Origin of the sequence: Sphaerochaeta associata, assembly GCF_022869165.1 — a bacterium.
Classification (GTDB): domain Bacteria; phylum Spirochaetota; class Spirochaetia; order Sphaerochaetales; family Sphaerochaetaceae; genus Sphaerochaeta; species Sphaerochaeta associata.
The window spans coordinates 1,222,093-1,240,639 of sequence record NZ_CP094929.1 but is presented as its reverse complement, the minus strand read 5'-3'; the positions used below and the strand labels follow the sequence as shown (position 1 = coordinate 1,240,639).

The 18,547-nt window shown below is 51.4% G+C and carries 16 protein-coding genes; 6 read left to right on the top strand and 10 right to left on the bottom strand.

Features of this window, described 5'->3' with window-relative positions:
- Positions 1 to 178: 178 nt before the first annotated feature.
- Genes MUG09_RS05710 through MUG09_RS05695 form a run of 4 tightly spaced genes read right to left on the bottom strand, consistent with a single transcriptional unit; the run spans position 179 to position 4,451 of the window.
- The gene (locus tag MUG09_RS05710) at positions 179 to 1,330 is read right to left on the bottom strand and encodes an anhydro-N-acetylmuramic acid kinase (protein WP_244774377.1); all 1,152 of its coding nucleotides are present in this window, start codon (positions 1,328 to 1,330) and stop codon (positions 179 to 181) included.
- Positions 1,327 to 1,806, bottom strand: coding sequence for a GNAT family N-acetyltransferase (locus MUG09_RS05705; RefSeq protein ID WP_244774374.1), 480 nt, complete (start codon positions 1,804 to 1,806; stop codon positions 1,327 to 1,329). The genes MUG09_RS05710 and MUG09_RS05705 overlap by 4 nt, the downstream gene beginning before the upstream one ends.
- Positions 1,799 to 3,346 carry a beta-N-acetylhexosaminidase gene (gene nagZ / locus MUG09_RS05700; protein WP_244774373.1) on the bottom strand — a complete coding sequence of 516 codons (1,548 nt, stop codon included), beginning with the start codon at positions 3,344 to 3,346 and terminating at the stop codon, positions 1,799 to 1,801. Before nagZ ends, MUG09_RS05705 begins: the two co-directional genes overlap by 8 nt.
- Positions 3,336 to 4,451: a DUF1343 domain-containing protein gene (locus MUG09_RS05695; RefSeq protein WP_244774371.1), complete on the bottom strand. Its 1,116-nt coding sequence runs from the start codon at positions 4,449 to 4,451 to the stop codon at positions 3,336 to 3,338. Before MUG09_RS05695 ends, nagZ begins: the two co-directional genes overlap by 11 nt.
- 133 nt (positions 4,452 to 4,584) lie before the next feature.
- On the opposite strand from MUG09_RS05695, the gene MUG09_RS05690 reads away from it, so the two are divergent.
- Positions 4,585 to 4,884 (top strand): DUF4332 domain-containing protein, encoded by a 300-nt coding sequence (locus tag MUG09_RS05690; protein WP_244774369.1) that lies wholly within the window; start codon positions 4,585 to 4,587, stop codon positions 4,882 to 4,884.
- A 73-nt stretch (positions 4,885 to 4,957) separates the two neighbouring features.
- On the opposite strand, the gene MUG09_RS05685 is transcribed toward MUG09_RS05690, so the two are convergent.
- Positions 4,958 to 5,503 carry a glutathione peroxidase gene (locus MUG09_RS05685; protein ID WP_244774367.1) on the bottom strand — a complete coding sequence of 182 codons (546 nt, stop codon included), beginning with the start codon at positions 5,501 to 5,503 and terminating at the stop codon, positions 4,958 to 4,960.
- Positions 5,504 to 5,783: 280 nt separating this feature from the next.
- On the opposite strand from MUG09_RS05685, the gene MUG09_RS05680 reads away from it, so the two are divergent.
- A complete protein-coding gene (locus MUG09_RS05680) occupies positions 5,784 to 7,313 on the top strand; it encodes a Fic family protein (protein ID WP_244774364.1) in 1,530 nt (509 codons plus the stop codon).
- An 8-nt stretch (positions 7,314 to 7,321) separates the two neighbouring features.
- Here the strand turns inward: MUG09_RS05680 and MUG09_RS05675 are convergent, their stop codons facing one another.
- From MUG09_RS05675 to MUG09_RS05655, 5 genes are all read right to left on the bottom strand, one after another.
- Positions 7,322 to 7,867 (bottom strand): glutathione peroxidase, encoded by a 546-nt coding sequence (locus MUG09_RS05675; RefSeq protein WP_244774362.1) that lies wholly within the window; start codon positions 7,865 to 7,867, stop codon positions 7,322 to 7,324.
- 54 nt (positions 7,868 to 7,921) lie between these two features.
- On the bottom strand, positions 7,922 to 11,068 hold the full coding sequence (locus MUG09_RS05670) for a glycoside hydrolase family 2 TIM barrel-domain containing protein (protein WP_244774361.1): 3,147 nt from the start codon (positions 11,066 to 11,068) through the stop codon (positions 7,922 to 7,924).
- A gap of 17 nt (positions 11,069 to 11,085) precedes the next feature.
- Positions 11,086 to 11,898 carry a carbohydrate ABC transporter permease gene (locus MUG09_RS05665; protein ID WP_244774360.1) on the bottom strand — a complete coding sequence of 271 codons (813 nt, stop codon included), beginning with the start codon at positions 11,896 to 11,898 and terminating at the stop codon, positions 11,086 to 11,088.
- Positions 11,895 to 12,773 carry a carbohydrate ABC transporter permease gene (locus MUG09_RS05660; RefSeq protein WP_244774359.1) on the bottom strand — a complete coding sequence of 293 codons (879 nt, stop codon included), beginning with the start codon at positions 12,771 to 12,773 and terminating at the stop codon, positions 11,895 to 11,897. The genes MUG09_RS05665 and MUG09_RS05660 overlap by 4 nt, the downstream gene beginning before the upstream one ends.
- A gap of 86 nt (positions 12,774 to 12,859) precedes the next feature.
- Positions 12,860 to 14,161 (bottom strand): ABC transporter substrate-binding protein, encoded by a 1,302-nt coding sequence (locus tag MUG09_RS05655; RefSeq protein ID WP_244774358.1) that lies wholly within the window; start codon positions 14,159 to 14,161, stop codon positions 12,860 to 12,862.
- A gap of 171 nt (positions 14,162 to 14,332) precedes the next feature.
- On the opposite strand from MUG09_RS05655, the gene MUG09_RS05650 reads away from it, so the two are divergent.
- The 4 genes from MUG09_RS05650 to MUG09_RS05635 all read left to right on the top strand — a co-directional run bounded on the left by MUG09_RS05650 (position 14,333) and on the right by MUG09_RS05635 (position 18,496).
- Positions 14,333 to 15,616, top strand: a complete 1,284-nt coding sequence (locus MUG09_RS05650; protein ID WP_244774357.1) for a sensor histidine kinase — start codon at positions 14,333 to 14,335, stop codon at positions 15,614 to 15,616.
- Positions 15,594 to 16,253, top strand: coding sequence for a response regulator (locus tag MUG09_RS05645; protein WP_244774356.1), 660 nt, complete (start codon positions 15,594 to 15,596; stop codon positions 16,251 to 16,253). The genes MUG09_RS05650 and MUG09_RS05645 overlap by 23 nt, the downstream gene beginning before the upstream one ends.
- Before the next feature lie 67 nt (positions 16,254 to 16,320).
- Entirely contained in the window at positions 16,321 to 16,854 is a 534-nt protein-coding gene (locus MUG09_RS05640) for a hypothetical protein (RefSeq protein WP_244774355.1), read from the top strand.
- A 196-nt stretch (positions 16,855 to 17,050) separates the two neighbouring features.
- The gene (locus MUG09_RS05635; protein WP_244774352.1) at positions 17,051 to 18,496 is read left to right on the top strand and encodes a sodium:solute symporter family protein; all 1,446 of its coding nucleotides are present in this window, start codon (positions 17,051 to 17,053) and stop codon (positions 18,494 to 18,496) included.
- The last annotated feature ends 51 nt before the right edge of the window (positions 18,497 to 18,547 follow it).

The window sequence follows — 18,547 nt, the reverse complement described above, 5'->3', positions numbered from 1 at the left end:
TCCTTTTGTATTAGAAACAACCGTAAAACGGTGATTTCGGACAACATCAGGTGCACAGTAGCGCGAGGGTGCAAGGAACAACAGGTGTACACCACTTGTATAGTATATGCACCAATTCCAGCAACTAGCAACAATATTTTTTACTGTAGTTGGAAATAAAACTGAAAATATTTTTTAGTTACAACTCCAATTTTCCCATTACCACGCTATGATTTGCCCCGGTTGCGGAAGGTAGGGTATTCGGCTTTCGAACCAGCCGCTGCCATGCTAAAAGCGCGAAGGCTACAGCCTCCTTGCTGTCGCTGTCACGGCCGAAATCCTGCCAGGTATGGACAGCCGTCCCCAACTCTTGTTCCAGTGCATTCAGGATTGCCAGGTTGTGGCTTCCTCCCCCACCGACGACCAGATAGTCAAGGTCGGCGTTATAGAAACGCTTCAAGCCTATCTTAACCGAACGGGCGATGAACCGGGTGGCTGTTGCCAATACGTCGGATGATGAAAGCCGCCTGCTGTCCGCCTGCTCCAAGAGCCGCTGGATATAGGCTTTTCCATACAACTCCCTTCCCGTAGATTTGGGCAGACCGAGGGGGAGATACGAATCGACCTGTTCCATCCACGAAAGAAACGCAGCATCGACGACGCCTCTTTGCGCCCAGGCTCCTCCCTCATCGTAACGAAGTGCATTGTTGCTGTAGCGGGCGACCAGCTCATCGATGACCATGTTTCCCACCCCGGTATCGAAGGCGAGCACTTCATCGGGGGAGCAGGCTGCAGGCAGAATGGTGATGTTGCCGATTCCTCCAATATTCAACAGGGCGATCGAAGCATCAGTTCGTCTGAACAGCAGGTATTCGGTATAGGGAACCAAAGGGGCGCCTTGACCGCCTGCTGCAAGGTCACGCGGACGAAAGTCGCTGACTACAGGACAACCGAAGGTTTCAGAAAGGAAGCTGCTTTGGCCTAATTGCAACGTAGAGCGGACCGCTCGCCCCAAATAGTCGGTACTCTGCGGAATGTGGTGGAACGTGTGGCCGTGCGTCCCGATCAAAGAGATGTCCGAAGGCTTCAAACCGGCGGTTTTACAGACCTCGAGGGCTGCTTCCACAAAGAGATGACCCAAGAGTGCATCCATCAGACACAGCTCCCGGCTGCCTCCCTCCTCACCTTGGGCGAGGACCAGCAGGCGGGAGCGCACCTGATCGGAATAGGGACACGAAACAAATGCCAGTTCCTCGAGGCAAAGAGATTCTCCTTCACCTTCGATGCGGACCAAGGCGGCATCGACTCCATCGGCGCTGGTCCCGCTCATCAGTCCGATGACCAGGCTCATGTCCGGGCCCCCAAAAAATCCTTGTAGATGCCGGGAGTCGACCCTTCGATCAGGGTCGCCCCGACGCACTTCTCGTAGAAGGCGGCAGGTCCCACCCCGCCGATGATTGCATAGGCATAGCCTTCATCACAGAGAGCGTGGAGGGAACGCAGCAAGAGGGCCTTTCCAATACCCTTGCCCTGCATGCTGTCCAGCACCCTGGTCGGACCGAAAAAATCCAAGGCGGTTGCATGATAACAGGCATACCCAAGAATCTGCTTCTCCTTCACTGCAAGGAAGAGCGAGATGGGATGGCGGGCAAAACAGACATCGGCCTCCCCCTGTGCTGCGGGCGAGGAGTGCTCGCCTATCCAGGAGAGGACCCGCATTTTATCAGGAGCCATGGCCCGCTGAATGGAAATACCCTGCTCTTTCAGGTTTGCCAGCAAGGAATCACTGCAGGGCAGGTCATAGAGTCGTACCAACATGTCAGGCATGAGAACCTCCCAATGAGACGGTGAGCCTACCCTCCAGTGGGAAAGGCTCCTGTACATACTTCGCAAAGGCGGCTAACACTGGTTTTGTATAGGCATATGCGGCTATGCTGCGAATCCGTGCATCCAAGAGGGCCAAGTCGTACGGATTGCGCAAGGCGATGCAAAGCACAGGCTTATTTTCCACCAGGGAGTTCACCAGTTGTATTTGCCCTGGATGAAGATGACCGTTGTAGGTTGCACAGACTACCGATGAACTGCTGCTTGTCTGCCCACCTACGCGTTCGATCTCCTCGTTGCCGGGATTCTCATCGGTCACGATTGAGGATCCTCCCAACAAGGCGGCCATGTACGGGGCGAACACCAACGCTTCCTCATCACTGGAAACGTTGGTCGCCCGGAAGCATTTGGGACCGACAAAACAGGGATTGTCGCCTAATGCAAACGGCACATCCTGCACCAGGGTAAGACTCTGCCGGTGGAGTTTCTGATTCATCGCGCGGTGCTCAGGGCAGTCGACAACCGACAAGGGCGGTCTCTGCTCTTCTGCAAGCATAGATTTTGCCATGAGAATGTTGTGTGTCGACTGCTTAAGATCCGCCTCACTCAACACTCCGGCATCCAAGGCGGCTTCAACGGCTTCAACGGCTTCACAGCCGAGACAGACATGGTGACTGATGCATACCAGGTCCACTCCGGCCTTAAGTGCCGCAACCGCTCCCTTGACGGTGCCATAGTGCTTTGCTATCGCATCCATCTCCATGCAGTCACTGAAGATCAGACCTTTGAATCCTAATTCACTACGTAGAAAATCGGTGATGATGCTTCTGCTCATCGTAGCAGGGACATTGTTCTTTTCAAGTTGGGGAAACAGGATATGACTTGTCATTATGCCCATCACTCCACCTGCCACCGCACTTCTGAATGGAGCAAGATGCATCGCCAGCTCTTCCTTGGTGCCTTCGACAACCGGGAGGGCCACATGACTGTCGAGGTGTGTATCGCCATGGCCGGGAAAGTGCTTGGCTACGGCCATTACCCCGCCACTTTGTAATCCATCAATCATCGACAGCCCGTAGGAAGAGACAACCTCGCTGCGATCGCCATAGCTTCTCACCCCGATCACCGGATTATGCGAATTGCTGTTCACATCCAAACACGGTGCGAAATCCACATTCACACCAAGGGCCCTAAGCTCGGTCGCCGTCAACAGACCCGCATCAAAAGCCGACTTCTCTTCACCTGTTGCGGCAATCGCCATGGCAGAAGGGACGTTTGTGCAGTCGCCAGAGAGCCTGGTAACCATGCCACCCTCTTGGTCGATCGTGATAAGGGCGGGGTGACCGCACTCATGCTGCACCAATTCTTGAATATCAAAACACAGCTTGTACAGCTGTTCCTTGCTTGCAATGTTGCGCGAGAAGAGAATGACATTGCCGATTTTGTAGCGCCGCACAGCCTCAATGAAGGAGTCGTCCATTCCAGTTCCCTCAAACCCGCAGACAAAGTGCTGGCCGATCATAATCCGTCTCTCAATTCCCATATCGTTCAAATCTCCTCTTCTCGTTCATGAACGTCTGCGCGTCCGCCTCTGATCTCTGCAATGTGTATTCAAGCTTGTCGGCAAAGAGTTCTTCAGGCTCGAAGCCTGCAAGCTTGGAGAAATGTGCATTGAAGTCAAGCTGATCAGGATACAGCCGATGGATGGTTGAAAGCACCTGTAGACAGATGCTGAACGGACGCAGGGTATGGTAATCCAGAATGTGGGCGTACAGGCCGTGACAGAGTCGGCCCTGATGCTTGCTCTGGCCGGGAATGAATGAAATCGGGGTGAACACTACCGATGTCAGGCCCAACTTGGCAACTTCGCTTGCCAATTTCCAGGGATCGATGAACGGGGCTCCAAAAAGCTCGAAGGGTGCACTGGTTCCCCTTCCCTCGCTCAGGTTGGTCCCCTCGAAGAGGCAGAATCCTGCATAGAGAAACACCGCCTCGACATGGGATAGGGCGGGACTGGTCATGGTCCAGGGTCGACCGGTCTGCTGCCATAGAGAAGAACGTCCATACCCGGAAAGCTCTACAATTCCAAGTTCACCACACAAGCGGTAGTGGTGTTGCATCCAAAATGCAAGTTCTCCGATGGTAAGGCCGTAGCGGACGGGAAGCCCGCCGTGGCCGACAAAGCTTTCCAGGGATGGGGGAAGAATGGGTCCTTCCACAATGGAACCTCCCAAAGGATTGGGCCGGTCCAGTACGATCACCGGTTTTCCAAGCTCAAGCAATTGCTTAAGAGTCGCTATATAGGTATAGAAGCGTAACCCTACATCTTGTATATCGAAGAGAATACCGTCAAGGTTCTGAAATACGTCAGGATCGACGGCCTTTCCCCCACTGCTGTAGAGGCTGTGAACCACCAAACCGGTTTCTTCGTCCCGTTGGTCCTCAACATCCTTCCCATCTGCAATGAAGGAGCCCAGGCCGTGTTCGGGGGCGAAGAGATCGGTTATATTCAGGTGTCTGCACAGAAAGGACTTCGAGGACTCAAAGGTTTTTGTAAGGCTTGCAGCATGAGTCACCAATGCCAAGCGCTTGTCGCCCAAGTGCATCCCCGAGAGTGCATCCACCGCCTTGTCGACGCCACAAAGCATACCATTTCCCCCTCCCGTCATCCTAGACCACAACAAAGAGCAGAGCAAGCTCTTGTCCCACCTTCCAACCTGGAGTATACCAAAGCTGAAGCAAGGAGAGTTATGATGAGCTACCATCTGGATTTTTCCCAACTTGATTTGGATTTCCTCAAGCGTCGACTTTTACAAGAGGACCTTATTCCCAGCCATCTGTCTTGCATGCCTGTGCGACCTTTCCCGCATTCAATGGGTCAGCCCCCTCTTTGCAAGGTTGCTCCTTGAAGCAGGGTATGGATCGGTTGCAAGGGTGTCAGCTGCCCAAAGCAGAGAACTGGTGCAAGCCATAGCTGATGCCAATGCAAGATTGCTGCTGTTCAAAGGAAAAATCGGCCAGAAGGATATGGCAAGGCTTGTGTACTGTGCAAACCTTCTCAGCCAGGAGCTGGAGTGCTGAAACCGAAAAACGACGTTGCCCTCTGGCAAAGGCAACGTCGAAAATGGGATTTACTGTGTGTGTTTTTGGAATGTTACAGAAGGTTCTCGATGGCCTTCGCCACCTTGCCCAAATCATGGGAGGGTTCGAAGCGCTGTACAACGTTTCCGTTGCGATCGACAAGGAACTTGGTGAAGTTCCACTTTATCTCACTGCTCTTCTCATATTCGGGGTCGGCCTTGCGCAGGATTCCATCAAGAATGGGTGCGATCTTGTGGCTCATATCGAAGCCCGCGAATCCCTTCTTGTCCTTGAGGTGTTTGTACAACGGGATTGCACCTTCGCCGTTGACTTCAACCTTTCCAAACTGGGGAAACTGGGTTCCAAACTTGAGCTTGCAGATTTCGTGGATCTCCTCAATCGACTCAGGAGCCTGTCCATCGAACTGATTGCAGGGGAAGTCCAAGATCTCAAAACCCTTCGCCCTGTATGCTTCATATAATTTCTCAAGCTCGGTGTACTCGGGGGTGAACCCGCACTGAGTTGCTGTATTGACGATCAAGAGCACCTTGCCCTTATAGGTGGAAAGCTTGACTTCCTCCCCTTTTCTTCCGTGTACGGTGTAATCATATACGCTCATGTGCTCCTCCTGTTATATCGTTCACTATTTTATTTTTCGCAACTTATATGTACATACTAATCACCCCATGCCAATTTGTCAAGTGTTATAGTATGAATTTCTTCAATCAAAAAAAATGTAACAGTTTTTCATATAGTAGAATAAATATAATTGCTTTTCAGATTCCGTAATGATTTTTCAGGATGCTTGAATTAATGCCGATACCCAAAAAGTTCAGAAGAAGCATATGTACTTTTCATAAAAATCAGTATAATATAATTATATTTCATAGGATGGTAGTATGAATAATCGTTTTTCAGGTCCAGTAATCGTTTTTCATGAATTCTCTCTACCCGAAAAAGGCACCCCTGTCGGGTATGCAGCCCTTATTGATGCATATAACCTTCCCTGCCCATTTCCCACAATTAAAATGGCAATCGGGACGAAACACACCATCGTAAAAGAGAATGATTGGCATTTGCTCACTCCTAGATATCAGCCGGAAAATTCCGTAAAAGGACATCTGGCTTTTGCATTGAAATATGAAGGCGTTGATTTATGCGTCCTTAAGAAATTATTCGAACTCCTTGACCCGAACGAAATATGCAAGATGGTTCAGGCCTCAATAACGGGAGCCTATAGCAGACGAATTTGGTTCCTCTATGAATGGCTGATGGGAAAAGCCCTCGATTTGCCGGATGTACAAAGAGGCAATTATGTGCATGCGCTCGATCCTCTGAAACAGTTGGCCGTAACCGGAAAGAGATCGATGCGGCATCGAGTTGTAAACAATCTTCCAGGGACTCCGGATTTTTGTCCCCTGATACGACGAACTGAGGAATTGGATGCATACATTTCCATGAATCTCAAAGAGAAAGCCCTTCTCGTCTCGACGAATATCCCCAAGGACGTAGTTGCCCGTGCGGCTGCATTTCTACTTTTAAAAGATTCACAAGCAAGTTTTGCCATTGAAAATGAAGCACCTCCCCACGATAGAATCATGCGATGGGGCAATGCGATTCGTGATGCCGGGAAGTCACCAATCAGCAAGGATGCGCTTGTACAACTTCAAAAAATGGTAATTGGAGACAGCCGTTTTGTGAAACCTGGGTATAGAGAGACTGGAGGCTTCGTCGGCGAACATGATAGAGATACGGGAATGCCTGTTGTGGAACATTTCAGCGCGAAGCATGAGGATATTGATTCTTTGATAGATGGATTGGTTGCATACAGCAAAAAAATCACCCACACAATCGACGCGGTCTGTGCAGCGGCAGCAATCGCGTTCGGATTCGTCTATATCCACCCATTTGTGGATGGGAACGGACGTATTCATCGGTATCTCATCCATCATATCCTGGCAGAAAATGGGTATAATCCCCCAGGTATGATATTTCCGGTATCCAGTTCGATGCTGAATCGAATAGCAGAATATGAAGTAGTATTAAGAGGTTACTCACAAACAATACTGCCCTTCATCAAATGGGAAACAACAAAAGATCATAACGTACGTGTTCTCAATGACACCGTCGATTATTACCGTTACTTTGATGCGACAGCACACGCTGTCTTTCTCTATCAGTGTGTCAAGGAAACAATAGAGCATGAAATTCCTGAAGAAGCGCATTTTCTTGTGCGTTATGATACATTCAGGAAAACAGTACAAGACGGTATTGAAATACCCGATACTACTGTTTTCCTGCTTTACAATTTCTTATCACAAAACGGAGGAAAACTGTCCAAGCGGGCACAAGAAAAAGAATTTCATGCTCTATCACAAACCCAGATTGAAAGGTTCGAGCAACTATATGAGCGACTCTTCATCGAGTAATCTCCCGTTTACAGCAAAGCCTTTACCTTCTCTTCTATTTCGGGCATGAAACTGGTCGGCTCAAAACGTTCGACCACCTCGCCGTTCCTGTCGATGAGGAACTTGGTGAAGTTCCATTTGATCGAGCTGTCCTTCTCGAACTCGGGGTCTGCAGCACGCATGCGTTCGGTCAGCCGGGCGCTCTTCTCATGCAGGGGATTGAAGCCCGCAAAGCCCTTCTTCGATTTAAGGAACGTATAGAGCGGGTGTTCGCCCTTCCCATTGACCTCCAGCTTTGCAAACCGCTTGAAGGTGGTGCCGAAGTTGAGGGTGCAGAACTGGTTGATCTCCTCGATGGACCCGGGAGCCTGCTCCTTGAACTGGTTGCAGGGGAAGTCGAGAACCTCAAGACCCTTTTCCTTGTACGCTTTATAGAGCTTTTCCAATTCATCGTACTGGGGTGTAAAACCGCAGTGGGTTGCCGTGTTGACGATCAACAGTACCTTGCCCCTAAAAGCAGAAAGCTTGACTGGCTTTCCGTCCATTGCAGAAACTTCAATATCGTATAGGTGCATCGCAGATCTCCTCTTACACCAAGCATCCTGCCTTTTGGGGCAGGATGCAAGTCCTTAGTGACTGGAACTGATGGTAAAAGAGAGACGGTGGACTCCGCTGCGAACGCGGTACCGTTCCAAGGTATCGGGTCCGCAGGTTGCTGTTCCCACCCCGCGAACGGCACTGTCCAGGTACAGGTGGTTTACATTGCTCCTCACCAACTCATCGGCATGCCGTTTCTCCCAGAGCTCCGAAAGCGAATACCTGTGCAGGGCAAAACAAAGCTCGTCATGGCTCTGCAAGCGTACTCCTCCGGTATCGCCGTCGTAGAGGTCCAATCGGCTGACCTGAGTCCTGACCCCGTAATCCTGGGGCACGATGTAGGGCACATACAGTTCGTCGATGGTGGCAAAGTAATCGCCGATTGCAGCACCCTCGCAGCGGTCTGGATAGTTCTCATGCGGTCCCCTTCCGAACCAGCGAACAGCTGACCAGCTTGTATCGAGATCGCACTTCAACCCCACTCTTGGATACTCCTTGACAGCGTCATTGAGGTGTATGGTGCAGCTGTAATAGAGCTTGTCGCTGGAGAACACCCAGCTCTGGTCGAAAGACCCCAGGTCCAAGCCATGCGGAGTCTCGATTCTGTGGCGGCTGCACAGTTGACCGTTTTCCATGTGGACATCCACCAGTGCCAACGCTGTCTTGTCCAACTCGTTTGCCAACCACTGGCCGAAAGCCTTGTTGTCGTGGTAGAAGGCGTACTCGGGCAGGTCCTTGTTACCCTGCAGCGTCTTGAGCCCGTCGTTCTCCGTAGAGCATCGATACAGGCTAATGCCCAAGGGGGAAGCCAGCAACTCGCGTTGACCGACAAACTTGAGGCTGGAAAGGTGGCCTTCTGCATTAATTGCAGCTTCATAGGCTTTTGTCTCCAGACGATAGCTGCCGTCTTGTTGCTTCTCAAGAAACGCCTCAGCGGCTGGGAATGCCCGCTTGACCGGCTTGGACAGCTCAAACTGGTCCCAAGCCAGAACATGGCCTGCCTTTGCCCAACAGGTATCATTTTTGAGGAAACACTCAAACAGCAGTAAAGTCCGCCCCCCAGTCATCAAGGACTTCGCTTCCGGCGATGCGAGTGCCTCAAGCTGGAAATCCCATCTGGTTCCTGCTTCAAGAACAGGAAGGTCGATCTCTCCTTCCAGTCGATCGGCTTCAGACTCGCTGAAAAGCTTGTAGCGCAGGCAAAGGTTCTCCGTGGTGGAGAAATCCAGTTCACTGATAAGAGCGAACTTCCCGCTGCCGGGGTGGTCGCTTTTGATATGAATCGACTGCTGCACCTTCAGGCATTCGGCCATGGCGGGTTTGCAGGTACGATCGGGAAACACCAAGCCATTGAGGCAGAAGTCGTAATCGGTGGGCTGATCACCGAAATCCCCTCCATACCTCCAAGCTCGTCCCCCTTCCTTATCGGCGGCCGGATAAGCACGGGGCCCGACCGGACCACCCTTCTCATCGACCAAGATTCCCTGGTCGACCCAGTCCCATATGAAGCCTCCCTGAATGCCGCGCGAAGAGCGGATGGTTTTCCAGTAATCGGAAAGGCTTCCGTTGGAGTTGCCCATCGCATGGCTGTACTCGCACATGATCAGGGGCCGGTCGTCGTCACTGCTCTCCGTGTTGTGGTCCCAAGCCTCGATGAGCGCAATGGGAGGATACATCGGAGAGACGATATCAGTGGCAAAGCGTCCACGTTTGAGACTCTCCAGGGTGTGGGCTCCTTGGCCCCATTCGGGACGATTGGCTCCTTCGTAGTGAATGGGACGGGTGGGGTCGTACCGCCTCAGCCAGCCGGCACAGGCGTCCTGGTTGTGACCGTACCCGGCCTCATTGCCCAGCGACCAGATAATGACCGAGGGGTGGTTGTAGTCACGCCTGACCATCCGCTGCACCCGTTCGAGGAAACAGGAGGCCCACATTTCATCACGGCAGATACTGTCGTAATTTGCGTGGGTCTCTATATTGGCCTCGTCCATGACATACAGGCCGTAGCGGTCGCACAGCTCGTACCAGATGCTGTCGTCGGGATAATGGCAGGTGCGCACGGCATTGAAGTTGTGCTGCTTCATCAGCCGGATATCCTCCACCATGCTTTGGACCGTCAACGTCTTGGCCATATACTGGTCGTGCTCGTGACGGTTCACACCCTTGATCAACACGCGCTTGCCGTTGATCAAAAGCTTTCGTTTGGAAATCTCCACCCGCCTCAAGCCGATTGGAAGAGCCCTGTGCTCATTATCAAGCGAGAGGCCGATATAATACAGTGTCGGCTGCTCGCTGCTCCAAAGCAGGGGCTTGTCGACAGAGAAGGAGGTGACACACCACCTGCTTGCCGGCTCGACCTGCCTGCTGTTCATGAGATTTCCCTCAGGGTCGTAAAGGCTGACGACTACCGGCTGGTTCTGTGAGGTGGTCTCTACCCTTACTTCCACCTCTGCCTTTTGGAGACTCGGTTCTACTACGGCAGTTACTTTCACATCCTCAATCGTCAGGCTGGGAACACTTGACAGGACGATGCTTCGATGCAGGCCTCCGAACCACCACTGATCCTGGTCCTCCACATAGGAGGCGTCGCTGTAGCGAACAACAATCAGGGTAAGCGTGTTCTCTCCTTGGCGTACATACTCGGACAGGTCAAAATGTGATGCCAGGCGTGTGTCCTTGCTCATCCCGACAAAGCTGGAGTTGACATACACCTCCAGATAGCTCTCTGCACTGCCGACTTCAAGAACCGTCTTTCCCTGTTTCCAGACTTCATCGATGGTGAAGGTGGTACGGTAGACTCCGGTTGGGTTTTGTTCAGGCGGAAAAGGCGGGGTATTGACGAAAGGCATGATTACATTGGTGTAGTGCGGCTTGTCGTAGCCTTGCACGCTCCACGAGCCGGGTACGAGGATAGGCTTCCAAGCAAGGCCGGCATTCTCATCAAGGACCTGCTCCTCCACCGACAAGGGAGAGTCGTAGTAGCGGAAGGACCATGTGCCGTCCAGGCATCGATAGCGGGGATTGCTCTGTGCATCCCAATGCTCCGGGCCTTTGCGGGCATGGTCCAATGCCTCTTCCTGGGTAGGGAAAGCCATGGGAAGCGAATGCATCTCCAGACGGTTCACACTATTGATTCTTGGCTGCTGCCAAGCGCGATGGTGTAAAAACAACGTAGCCATAGGTACTCCTTCCAATGTTATTTGACAGATCCCAGCACACCTTCTACAAACCGTCTCTGTTGGGTGAAGAAAAGAATCAGGGTGGGCATGGTCGTGATGGTTACCGAAAGCATCAGGATTCCGTAGTCAGTAGTATAGCCTGCGGTCAGGCCTGTGATAAGCAGGGGCATGGTCTGACTTTCCTGGCTTTGCATGATGATCAAAGGCCACAGGTAGTTGTTCCAGGCGGCCATGAAAGTCACAATCGCGGCGGCTGCGAACGTCGGGGCCATGATGGGAACAAATATCCTGAAGAAAATTCCCAGTTCCCCGAGTCCATCAACGCGGGCGGCTTGAACCGTCTCCAGCGGGAATGACTCAGCGCTCTGGCGGAAGAAGAAGATCAGAAAGGCTGTGGAGATGGTGGGGAGAATGAAACCGACGGTCGTATCGAGCAGCTTTGCCTGGCTGAACATGCGAAACAGCGGGACCATCAGGGCGGCGAAGGGCACCATCATGGAAAGCAGCAGAAGGCCCATCAGGGTGTCCTTGCCCTTCTCACGGTAAATCTGGAATCCATAGCCGGCCAAAGAGCAGATCAGCAGGCTTGCCGCTGTGTTGGCCAGCGCATTGCGCATCGAGTTCCAGAATGCATTGCCCAGCTTGACCGTCGAGGTGAGTGTCTTGAAGTTCTCAAACAAATGGGTGCCGAAGAAAAGTCTTCCCTTGATGATATCCACGCTCATATTGGTCGAACCGACGATCATGAAATAGAACGGGAAAACCGAGAATAGGCAAACTATGGAAAGGAACACATAGGTCCCGATTTTTGAAAAGTGTTTTCGTTTCATCGCTTGTCCCCCACCTTGATTTGGACGAATGAGAGGATGGCAACCATCACCAGGATTGCGTACGAAACGGCTGCTGCATAGCCGAACTGAGGATTGTACATGAACGAGAGGTTGTAGATGTATTGGCTGATGGACAGTGTTGCGATGCCCGGTCCTCCATTGGTGATGTTGCGCACCTCGTCAAAGAGCTGAAGCGTTCCATTGGTGGACATGATGGTGGTCAAGAGAATGACCGGCTTGAGCAGCGGGATGGTTATGGAGGTGAACTGGCGGGAGGCCGATGCTCCGTCGATGCGGGCGGCCTCATAGACGCTGCGGTCGATGTTTTGAAGTCCGGCAAGGTAGAATACGGTGTTGTAACCGGTCCAACGCCAGGTAATGGTCAGGATTATGACGAACTTAGCCCAAACTGGATGGGTGAGCCAGCTCATAGGACCTTCAAGGACACCAAGGCCGATGAGGGTGGTATTCACGATTCCATCGATGGAGAAGAACGATTTGAAAATCATTGCCGATGAGACCAGGCTGGTCGCACACGGCAGGAAAATGAGTGTTCTGAACATTCCCCTGCCCTTGAGTTTCGGGTCGTTGAGCAATGAGGCGAGGACCAACGCAAAGAGAAGCATTACAGGGACCTGAATCACCAGATAGGTGATGACGTTTCCCACCGACGTGAGAAACATCTCGTCCTCGAAGAGTCGGGCGTAATTCTTCAGCCCGGCGAATTTCAGATTGTTTCCCCTACCCGATTGCAATGAGAGCAGAAATGCACTGACCATCGGATAGAAATTCAGGATGAATATGAACAGTGCAGCGGGTATGACAAACAACCAGCCGAACAGGTTGATTTTCTTTGTCAATGTTGTCTTTGCCATGATGCCTTTCCCTTCTTCAGATGCTCAATCAAACAACTCCGATACCGCCAGTATACAGCGGTATCAGAGCATGCGTTAGTCGATTCCTACTCGCTCATCAAGAATTCTACGTTCTTCTGGGCGGTTGCAAGAGCGGCATCGATGTCTCCACCCTGCATGACTTCGCTCAGAGCACGGGCGATTGCATCGCGGGCTTCATAGTTATAGACACCATACTTTACATTGGGAACCTTGCCTGCATAGTTGACCAGGTCCTCGTAAATCTTCTGTCCACCGAAGAACTCGATGGGAGTGGAGTATACAGGACTCTTTGCTGCGGGCAGCCATGTTGCAATGGCTCCGCTGGCAGGAAGAATGGTCTCGTAGAGGGCGACGCTTCCACCGAAGGTCTTTGCCAGGAAGTCGATGGCGACGTCGGGATTCTTCGAGTTGGCCATGACCATCCAGCCCGATCCACCTTGGCTGGAGTAGTTCACCGAACTGGCGATGTTGGCGAATCTGGGAGTATTGGTCACCGCCCATTTGCCGCTCTGGCTCTTCTCGGCCTGTATAGATCCGCTGATCCAGCAGCCGTTGATGGTGGAGGCCACTGTTCCGTTGTTCAAGGTCGCAATATAGGCGTTCCAGTCGGGAACGAGGATGCAGATGCCGCTTGCAACCATTTCCTTGGTGATGCGAAGGGCTTCCTTCAGCACCTTGTTGTCCTTGATGAAGGCCTTGCCGCTTTCATCAAACATCCACGTCCCTGCGCTTTGGAGCATCAGCATCGGGAAGTCGGGTTCGTTGGCTACCGTGGAAATCATGGCGACGCCGGTCTTCTGCTTGACGATTTTTCCAAGCTCGATGAAGCGTTCCCAGGTAATGTCGTTGAAATCGCTGACTTTCAGGCCGGCCTTCTCGACAATGTCCCTCCTGAGGAAGGTTCCGGTGGCTCCGTTGTCAAACGGGACTCCATAATGCTTGCCGTCGATGGTCCCCACATCCACCTTGAACTGGGCGAACTGGGAAAGGTCGATTTTCCCATTGAGGGGTACATAAGCCTCGGGATAGGTCATGACGTTCTTCTGGATGGCATTGTCCTGCATCAGGATAATGTCCGGAAGATTTGCAGTTGCATTTGCAGACAGGCTCGTGATGAGCTTCTGCTGCAGGTCATTCCAAGGGGTTTCAACCACGTTGACCTTTACGTTGGGATGGTCGACGGCATAGATCTTTGCTGCTTCATTCATCGCAAAGATGTTGAACATCGGGTCCCAACACCAGACAGTGAGGGTCACCGGTGCATTCGGGTCGGCTGCCACTGCAGCAGTCTCAGCCTTGCCGCCGGCAAAGGCAAGAGACGAGACAACCAAAAGAAGCGCTAAAACAACACACATGGTCTTTTTCATACCATTTCCTCCTTGTGTTTCTAGAACAAGTTTGCTACTTTTTCTATAAATGCATGATAGGTCCGATACAGCGGGCAAGAAAGGGACAGAAATACTGAAAACTCATAATTCCTTACCTTCAACGAGTACAAATGTACCGTCCCCATTTTTGGATATGGTATACTGACGTCCATGGGAATCAAGACACGGCTGAATAAAGACAGGTATTTCTCATATGTCTTTCAGGCATATGCAGTACTGTTGCTGCTCCTTGCCTTGGTCATCTTTATTGCCACGTATGGAATCGAGGGAGGTAGCAGCACCCGTCCCTATGAGTTCTACCGCACTTTTTTCATATTCTTTCTCTTCTATTCGTTGTGCATAGTCCTCCTTTCCCATACCCGGCATTTGCTGGGAATCCTGTTGCTGTGTTTCCTCGGCCTCACCGCCTTGCTGGTGCTTGATTACTCGCTCAACGACTATCTGACCATCCGCCTGCTGCTCTACCTTGCATTCCAGACTGTAATCCTATCGCTTATCACCTGGCCGTATGACCTTCCGTTCCCGCTCCTCTATACCTTGACAGCCCTTTACTTTCAGCTGCTGCCTCCTTTTCTAGGCGAGAACGACCTCAATGCACAGCTCAGGCCCATCCAAACAGAGGAGCTGATCGCCTTCTCAGCCATACTGCTATGTTTTGCCTACCTGCAGATTGCAGTAAAGCACTTTTATGCACTGCACGTAAAAGCCAAGGCCCAGATAGAGATCCTCAATACCACCATCACAAAACTGACCATTTTCAGCCAGAGCCTGCAATCGTACGCCCGAACAGCGGAGATGGAAGCGGCGAAGAAGGAACGATACCGGATCTCGCGGGAGATCCACGATATCAGCGGGTACATGTTCACCAACATCATTGCCATGATGGACGCGATCATTGCCACCGGCTGCCGCAACAGCGACAAGACCAGCGAGATGTGCAGTGCAGCCCGTTCCCAAGCCCAGGAGGGCTTGGTCGAAACACGCAGGGCTTTGCACCTCTTGCGAAAGTCGGATAGCGAGCGGGAAGTGGGGATGCGTGCCATTTACAAGATCAAGAAGATTTTTGAAAGCACCACAGGCGTCAAAGTCGAGATTGAAAGCGGAAATCTTGAGGCATCCTTCGGTGATGAGCTGGATCTTGTTCTCTACCGCATCGTGCAGGAAGGCCTGACAAATGCCCTCCGGCATGGCCACGCCACCTGCGTACGCATCCTCTTCTGGATAGTGGATGAGTCGGTGCAGGTGATCATCCTGGACAATGGAACCGGTGCGAAGAAAATCATCAAAGGAATCGGCCTTGCCGGTATGGAAGAACGAATAAGCAGACTTGGTGGTGTGGTGAGGGCTGAGAACGCTCCGGAGGGAGGCTTTCAGCTTACTGTAACCATTCCGTTGCAGAAGGAGCAGACCGATGATACGAATCCTCTTGGTTGATGATCAACCGCTTTTTGTCGAGAGCCTCAGGATGAGCCTTGAGAACTATACCGATGACCTGCAGGTCGTCGGTATAGCCAAGAACGGAACCTCTGCAATAGCGATGGCTGAATCCTTGGTTCCCGACGTCATCCTCATGGATGTTCACCTGCCTGATATCAGCGGGGTTGTGGCCACAAAACGCATACTTGAAGCACATCGTTCGATAAAGATTGTCATGCTTTCAACCTACGATGAGGATGAGTATGTACGGGATGCCCTGCGTATCGGCTCCTCCGGCTACCTGCTCAAGGACATCTCACCCACCGAGCTCATTGCCGCCATCAGGGCTCTTCATACAGGGTTGGTGCAGATTTCCCCCAAAATTGCCACCAAATTGATCAATGCCATGTACGACGGGACCAGCCCGAAGATTCCCGAAGTCTCCAGCCGCTTCGAGTGGTTCGATACCCTTACCGACAGGGAGAAGGAGATTTTCGGGCTCATCGCCACCGGCTTTGACAATCAGCAAATCGCCGATCGTCTCCAACTTGCCGAACAGACGGTGAGAAACAACATCAGCACAATCTACTCCAAGCTCGAAGTGAAGGATCGGTTTGAGATCATTCGCCTTGCGAATACCATTCAATACCATTAGACAAAGTACATTATTTGTCACATTTTACTGGTTCATGTGTTTTTATAGGTAGCCAAGGAGGCTGCATATGAAACGAATTGCACTTGTACTTCTTATACTCCTATTCGTCGTAGGTTCTGCTTTTGCCCGCCCAAGCAGTGTTGCAATTGGAGCTCAGCTGGGGTTTGCCTCTTCAGGGGCTGTGGTGGATATCGGACTTGGATCTCTCTACCTGAATGCCGGAATCGGGTATCCACTGGGTCTTTCGTATATTGGTTTTGCCGGAGGTGCAGAGGATGTTTTTCTGGAAGTAGCCACGCTCACTGCCGATGTAAGCCAAGCGTTTGCCCTCAGTGAGAATTTTGATTTTAAAGTTGGAATCGGGACAACAGCCTTTACAGAATTGAAATCAGCCATTTTCGGTTTGGCGGGTCCAGTGCTCAAAGGTGAGTACTGGGTACCCAACAAGAACTTCGGACTGACGCTGACGCTTAATATTCCGGTCATGGCTTACGGGTATGTGGAAGATGATGAAATCTTCACCGGGGGCGTTGTCTTCAATGCTTTTTTACCCCTTGCAGGTCTGTTTACTTCCACTATCGGAGTGCTCTACTCTTTCTGAGTAAAGGAAAAATCCTAGTATATTAGACATCACAACAAATTTGTATGATTTTTATCAAATACTGCAATAATTGAAACGATATATTGATATTATTGCAGTTTTTTTTCTTTTATTTTTCGATTACATAATTTTATTGATAAAAGTTTGAGTATGAATAAATACTACCATATACACAGAACAAAAGGAGTGATTTGGTATGAATGGTACGATTATTCTCATCGTAGTATTGTACATGCTCTTGATGCTGGCTATTGGCTACTACTCTTCCAAGAAGATTAGCACCAACACCGACTTCATGGTGGCAGGAAGACGGTTGGGTCCCCTGTTGATGGCGGGAACCCTTGCAGCAACGGAAATCGGCGGAGGAAGTTCGCTGGGTGTTGTCGCCAATGCATATGGCAAATGGGGCATGAGCGCTTCCTGGTACATCATCGCCATGGGAATTGCCTTTATGATTCTTATCCCCCTTGCCCCGAAATTTCGATCCTCTCAAGTAAAGACGGTACCTGAATATTTCAGAAGAAGGTATGACAAGTTCTCCGGCGGGTTCAGTGCCATTGTCATGATGGCTGCCCTGGTTGGATTGACAGCAGGCCAGTTCAAGGCCTCGGCTTCCATTCTGGAAGTCATGCTGGGCCTTGATTACACCACCAGCTTGATTATTGTCACCGTCGTCATCACCGTCTATGCGGTTATGGGCGGCCTGTGGTCGGTAACGCTTACCGACTTTGTCCAGGTATTCCTCATTGTCTTCGGTATGGCAATTGCAATTCCGTTTGCCTTGAAGCTGGCCGGCGGTTGGGCGACAGTGAAGCAAACCATTCCAGTCGAGCATCTCAGCTTTACCAAGGGAATCGGGGGCTGGGGACAGATTGCAGGCTTTGTGATCATGTACGTAGCCACCTTCTCAGTCGGACAGGAAGCAGTCTCCCGCTATTATGCCGCCCGCGACGGCAAGGCAGCCATCCAAGGATCCATTCTTGCAGCAATCGTAAACTTTGTCTTTGCCTTCATTCCCGTAATACTGGGACTGACCATGCTCAGCCTGTTCAACCAGAACCTGCTCGACCCCGGCGTAGTGGATGCACTGAAGAACAACTCACGCTATGCCCTTCCGGCTCTGGCTGTGGCTACGATGCCTGCAGTGGTCACCGGTATTCTATTTGCCGGCATCATCAGTGCGACGATGAGTTCGGCTGATAGCGACCTGCTTGGAGCAGGCTCTATTTTTGGAAACGACCTGTATAAGATTTTCATCCGCAAGGGTGCCAAGGACAAGGAAGTCATGCTGGTCACCAAGATAACGATGGTCATCGTCGCCCTCTTCAGTCTGGTGACTGCGTTATACGCCAACAACATCCTCACCCTCCTGGCCTTCTCGTTCACCCTCAGGGCCGCAGGAACCTTCGTTCCATACGTAATGGGTCACTTCTGGAAGAAAGCATCAAGTGCAGGATCCATTGCCTCGATTCTCATCGGCAGCGTTGTATTCTTCTTGATGGACACCAAGGTACTGCCCTCCATCCCGAAGCTGAACAACATCATACCCGCTCTTTTGATAAGTCTTGTCGCCTTCTATGCCTTCTCGTTGATCATGCCTCCGAAGAAAGAGACACTGGACCTTCTCTACGAAGAGGACTGATCGGTAGCCCGAATAATCAAGGAGCCGTCGCAATGCGACGGCTCTGTTGTT

Excerpts from the sequence above, each read along its gene's own strand:
- MUG09_RS05710 (WP_244774377.1), bottom strand. The coding sequence starts at position 1,330 with ATGAGCCTGGTCATCGGACTGATGAGCGGGACCAGCGCCGATGGAGTC.
- MUG09_RS05705 (WP_244774374.1), bottom strand. The coding sequence starts at position 1,806 with ATGCCTGACATGTTGGTACGACTCTATGACCTGCCCTGCAGTGATTCC.
- nagZ (WP_244774373.1), bottom strand. The coding sequence starts at position 3,346 with ATGGGAATTGAGAGACGGATTATGATCGGCCAGCACTTTGTCTGCGGG.
- MUG09_RS05695 (WP_244774371.1), bottom strand. The coding sequence starts at position 4,451 with ATGCTTTGTGGCGTCGACAAGGCGGTGGATGCACTCTCGGGGATGCAC.
- MUG09_RS05685 (WP_244774367.1), bottom strand. The coding sequence starts at position 5,503 with ATGAGCGTATATGATTACACCGTACACGGAAGAAAAGGGGAGGAAGTC.
- MUG09_RS05680 (WP_244774364.1), top strand. The coding sequence starts at position 5,784 with ATGAATAATCGTTTTTCAGGTCCAGTAATCGTTTTTCATGAATTCTCT.
- MUG09_RS05675 (WP_244774362.1), bottom strand. The coding sequence starts at position 7,867 with ATGCACCTATACGATATTGAAGTTTCTGCAATGGACGGAAAGCCAGTC.
- MUG09_RS05670 (WP_244774361.1), bottom strand. The coding sequence starts at position 11,068 with ATGGCTACGTTGTTTTTACACCATCGCGCTTGGCAGCAGCCAAGAATC.
- MUG09_RS05665 (WP_244774360.1), bottom strand. The coding sequence starts at position 11,898 with ATGAAACGAAAACACTTTTCAAAAATCGGGACCTATGTGTTCCTTTCC.
- MUG09_RS05660 (WP_244774359.1), bottom strand. The coding sequence starts at position 12,773 with ATGGCAAAGACAACATTGACAAAGAAAATCAACCTGTTCGGCTGGTTG.
- MUG09_RS05655 (WP_244774358.1), bottom strand. The coding sequence starts at position 14,161 with ATGAAAAAGACCATGTGTGTTGTTTTAGCGCTTCTTTTGGTTGTCTCG.
- MUG09_RS05650 (WP_244774357.1), top strand. The coding sequence starts at position 14,333 with ATGGGAATCAAGACACGGCTGAATAAAGACAGGTATTTCTCATATGTC.
- MUG09_RS05645 (WP_244774356.1), top strand. The coding sequence starts at position 15,594 with ATGATACGAATCCTCTTGGTTGATGATCAACCGCTTTTTGTCGAGAGC.
- MUG09_RS05640 (WP_244774355.1), top strand. The coding sequence starts at position 16,321 with ATGAAACGAATTGCACTTGTACTTCTTATACTCCTATTCGTCGTAGGT.
- MUG09_RS05635 (WP_244774352.1), top strand. The coding sequence starts at position 17,051 with ATGAATGGTACGATTATTCTCATCGTAGTATTGTACATGCTCTTGATG.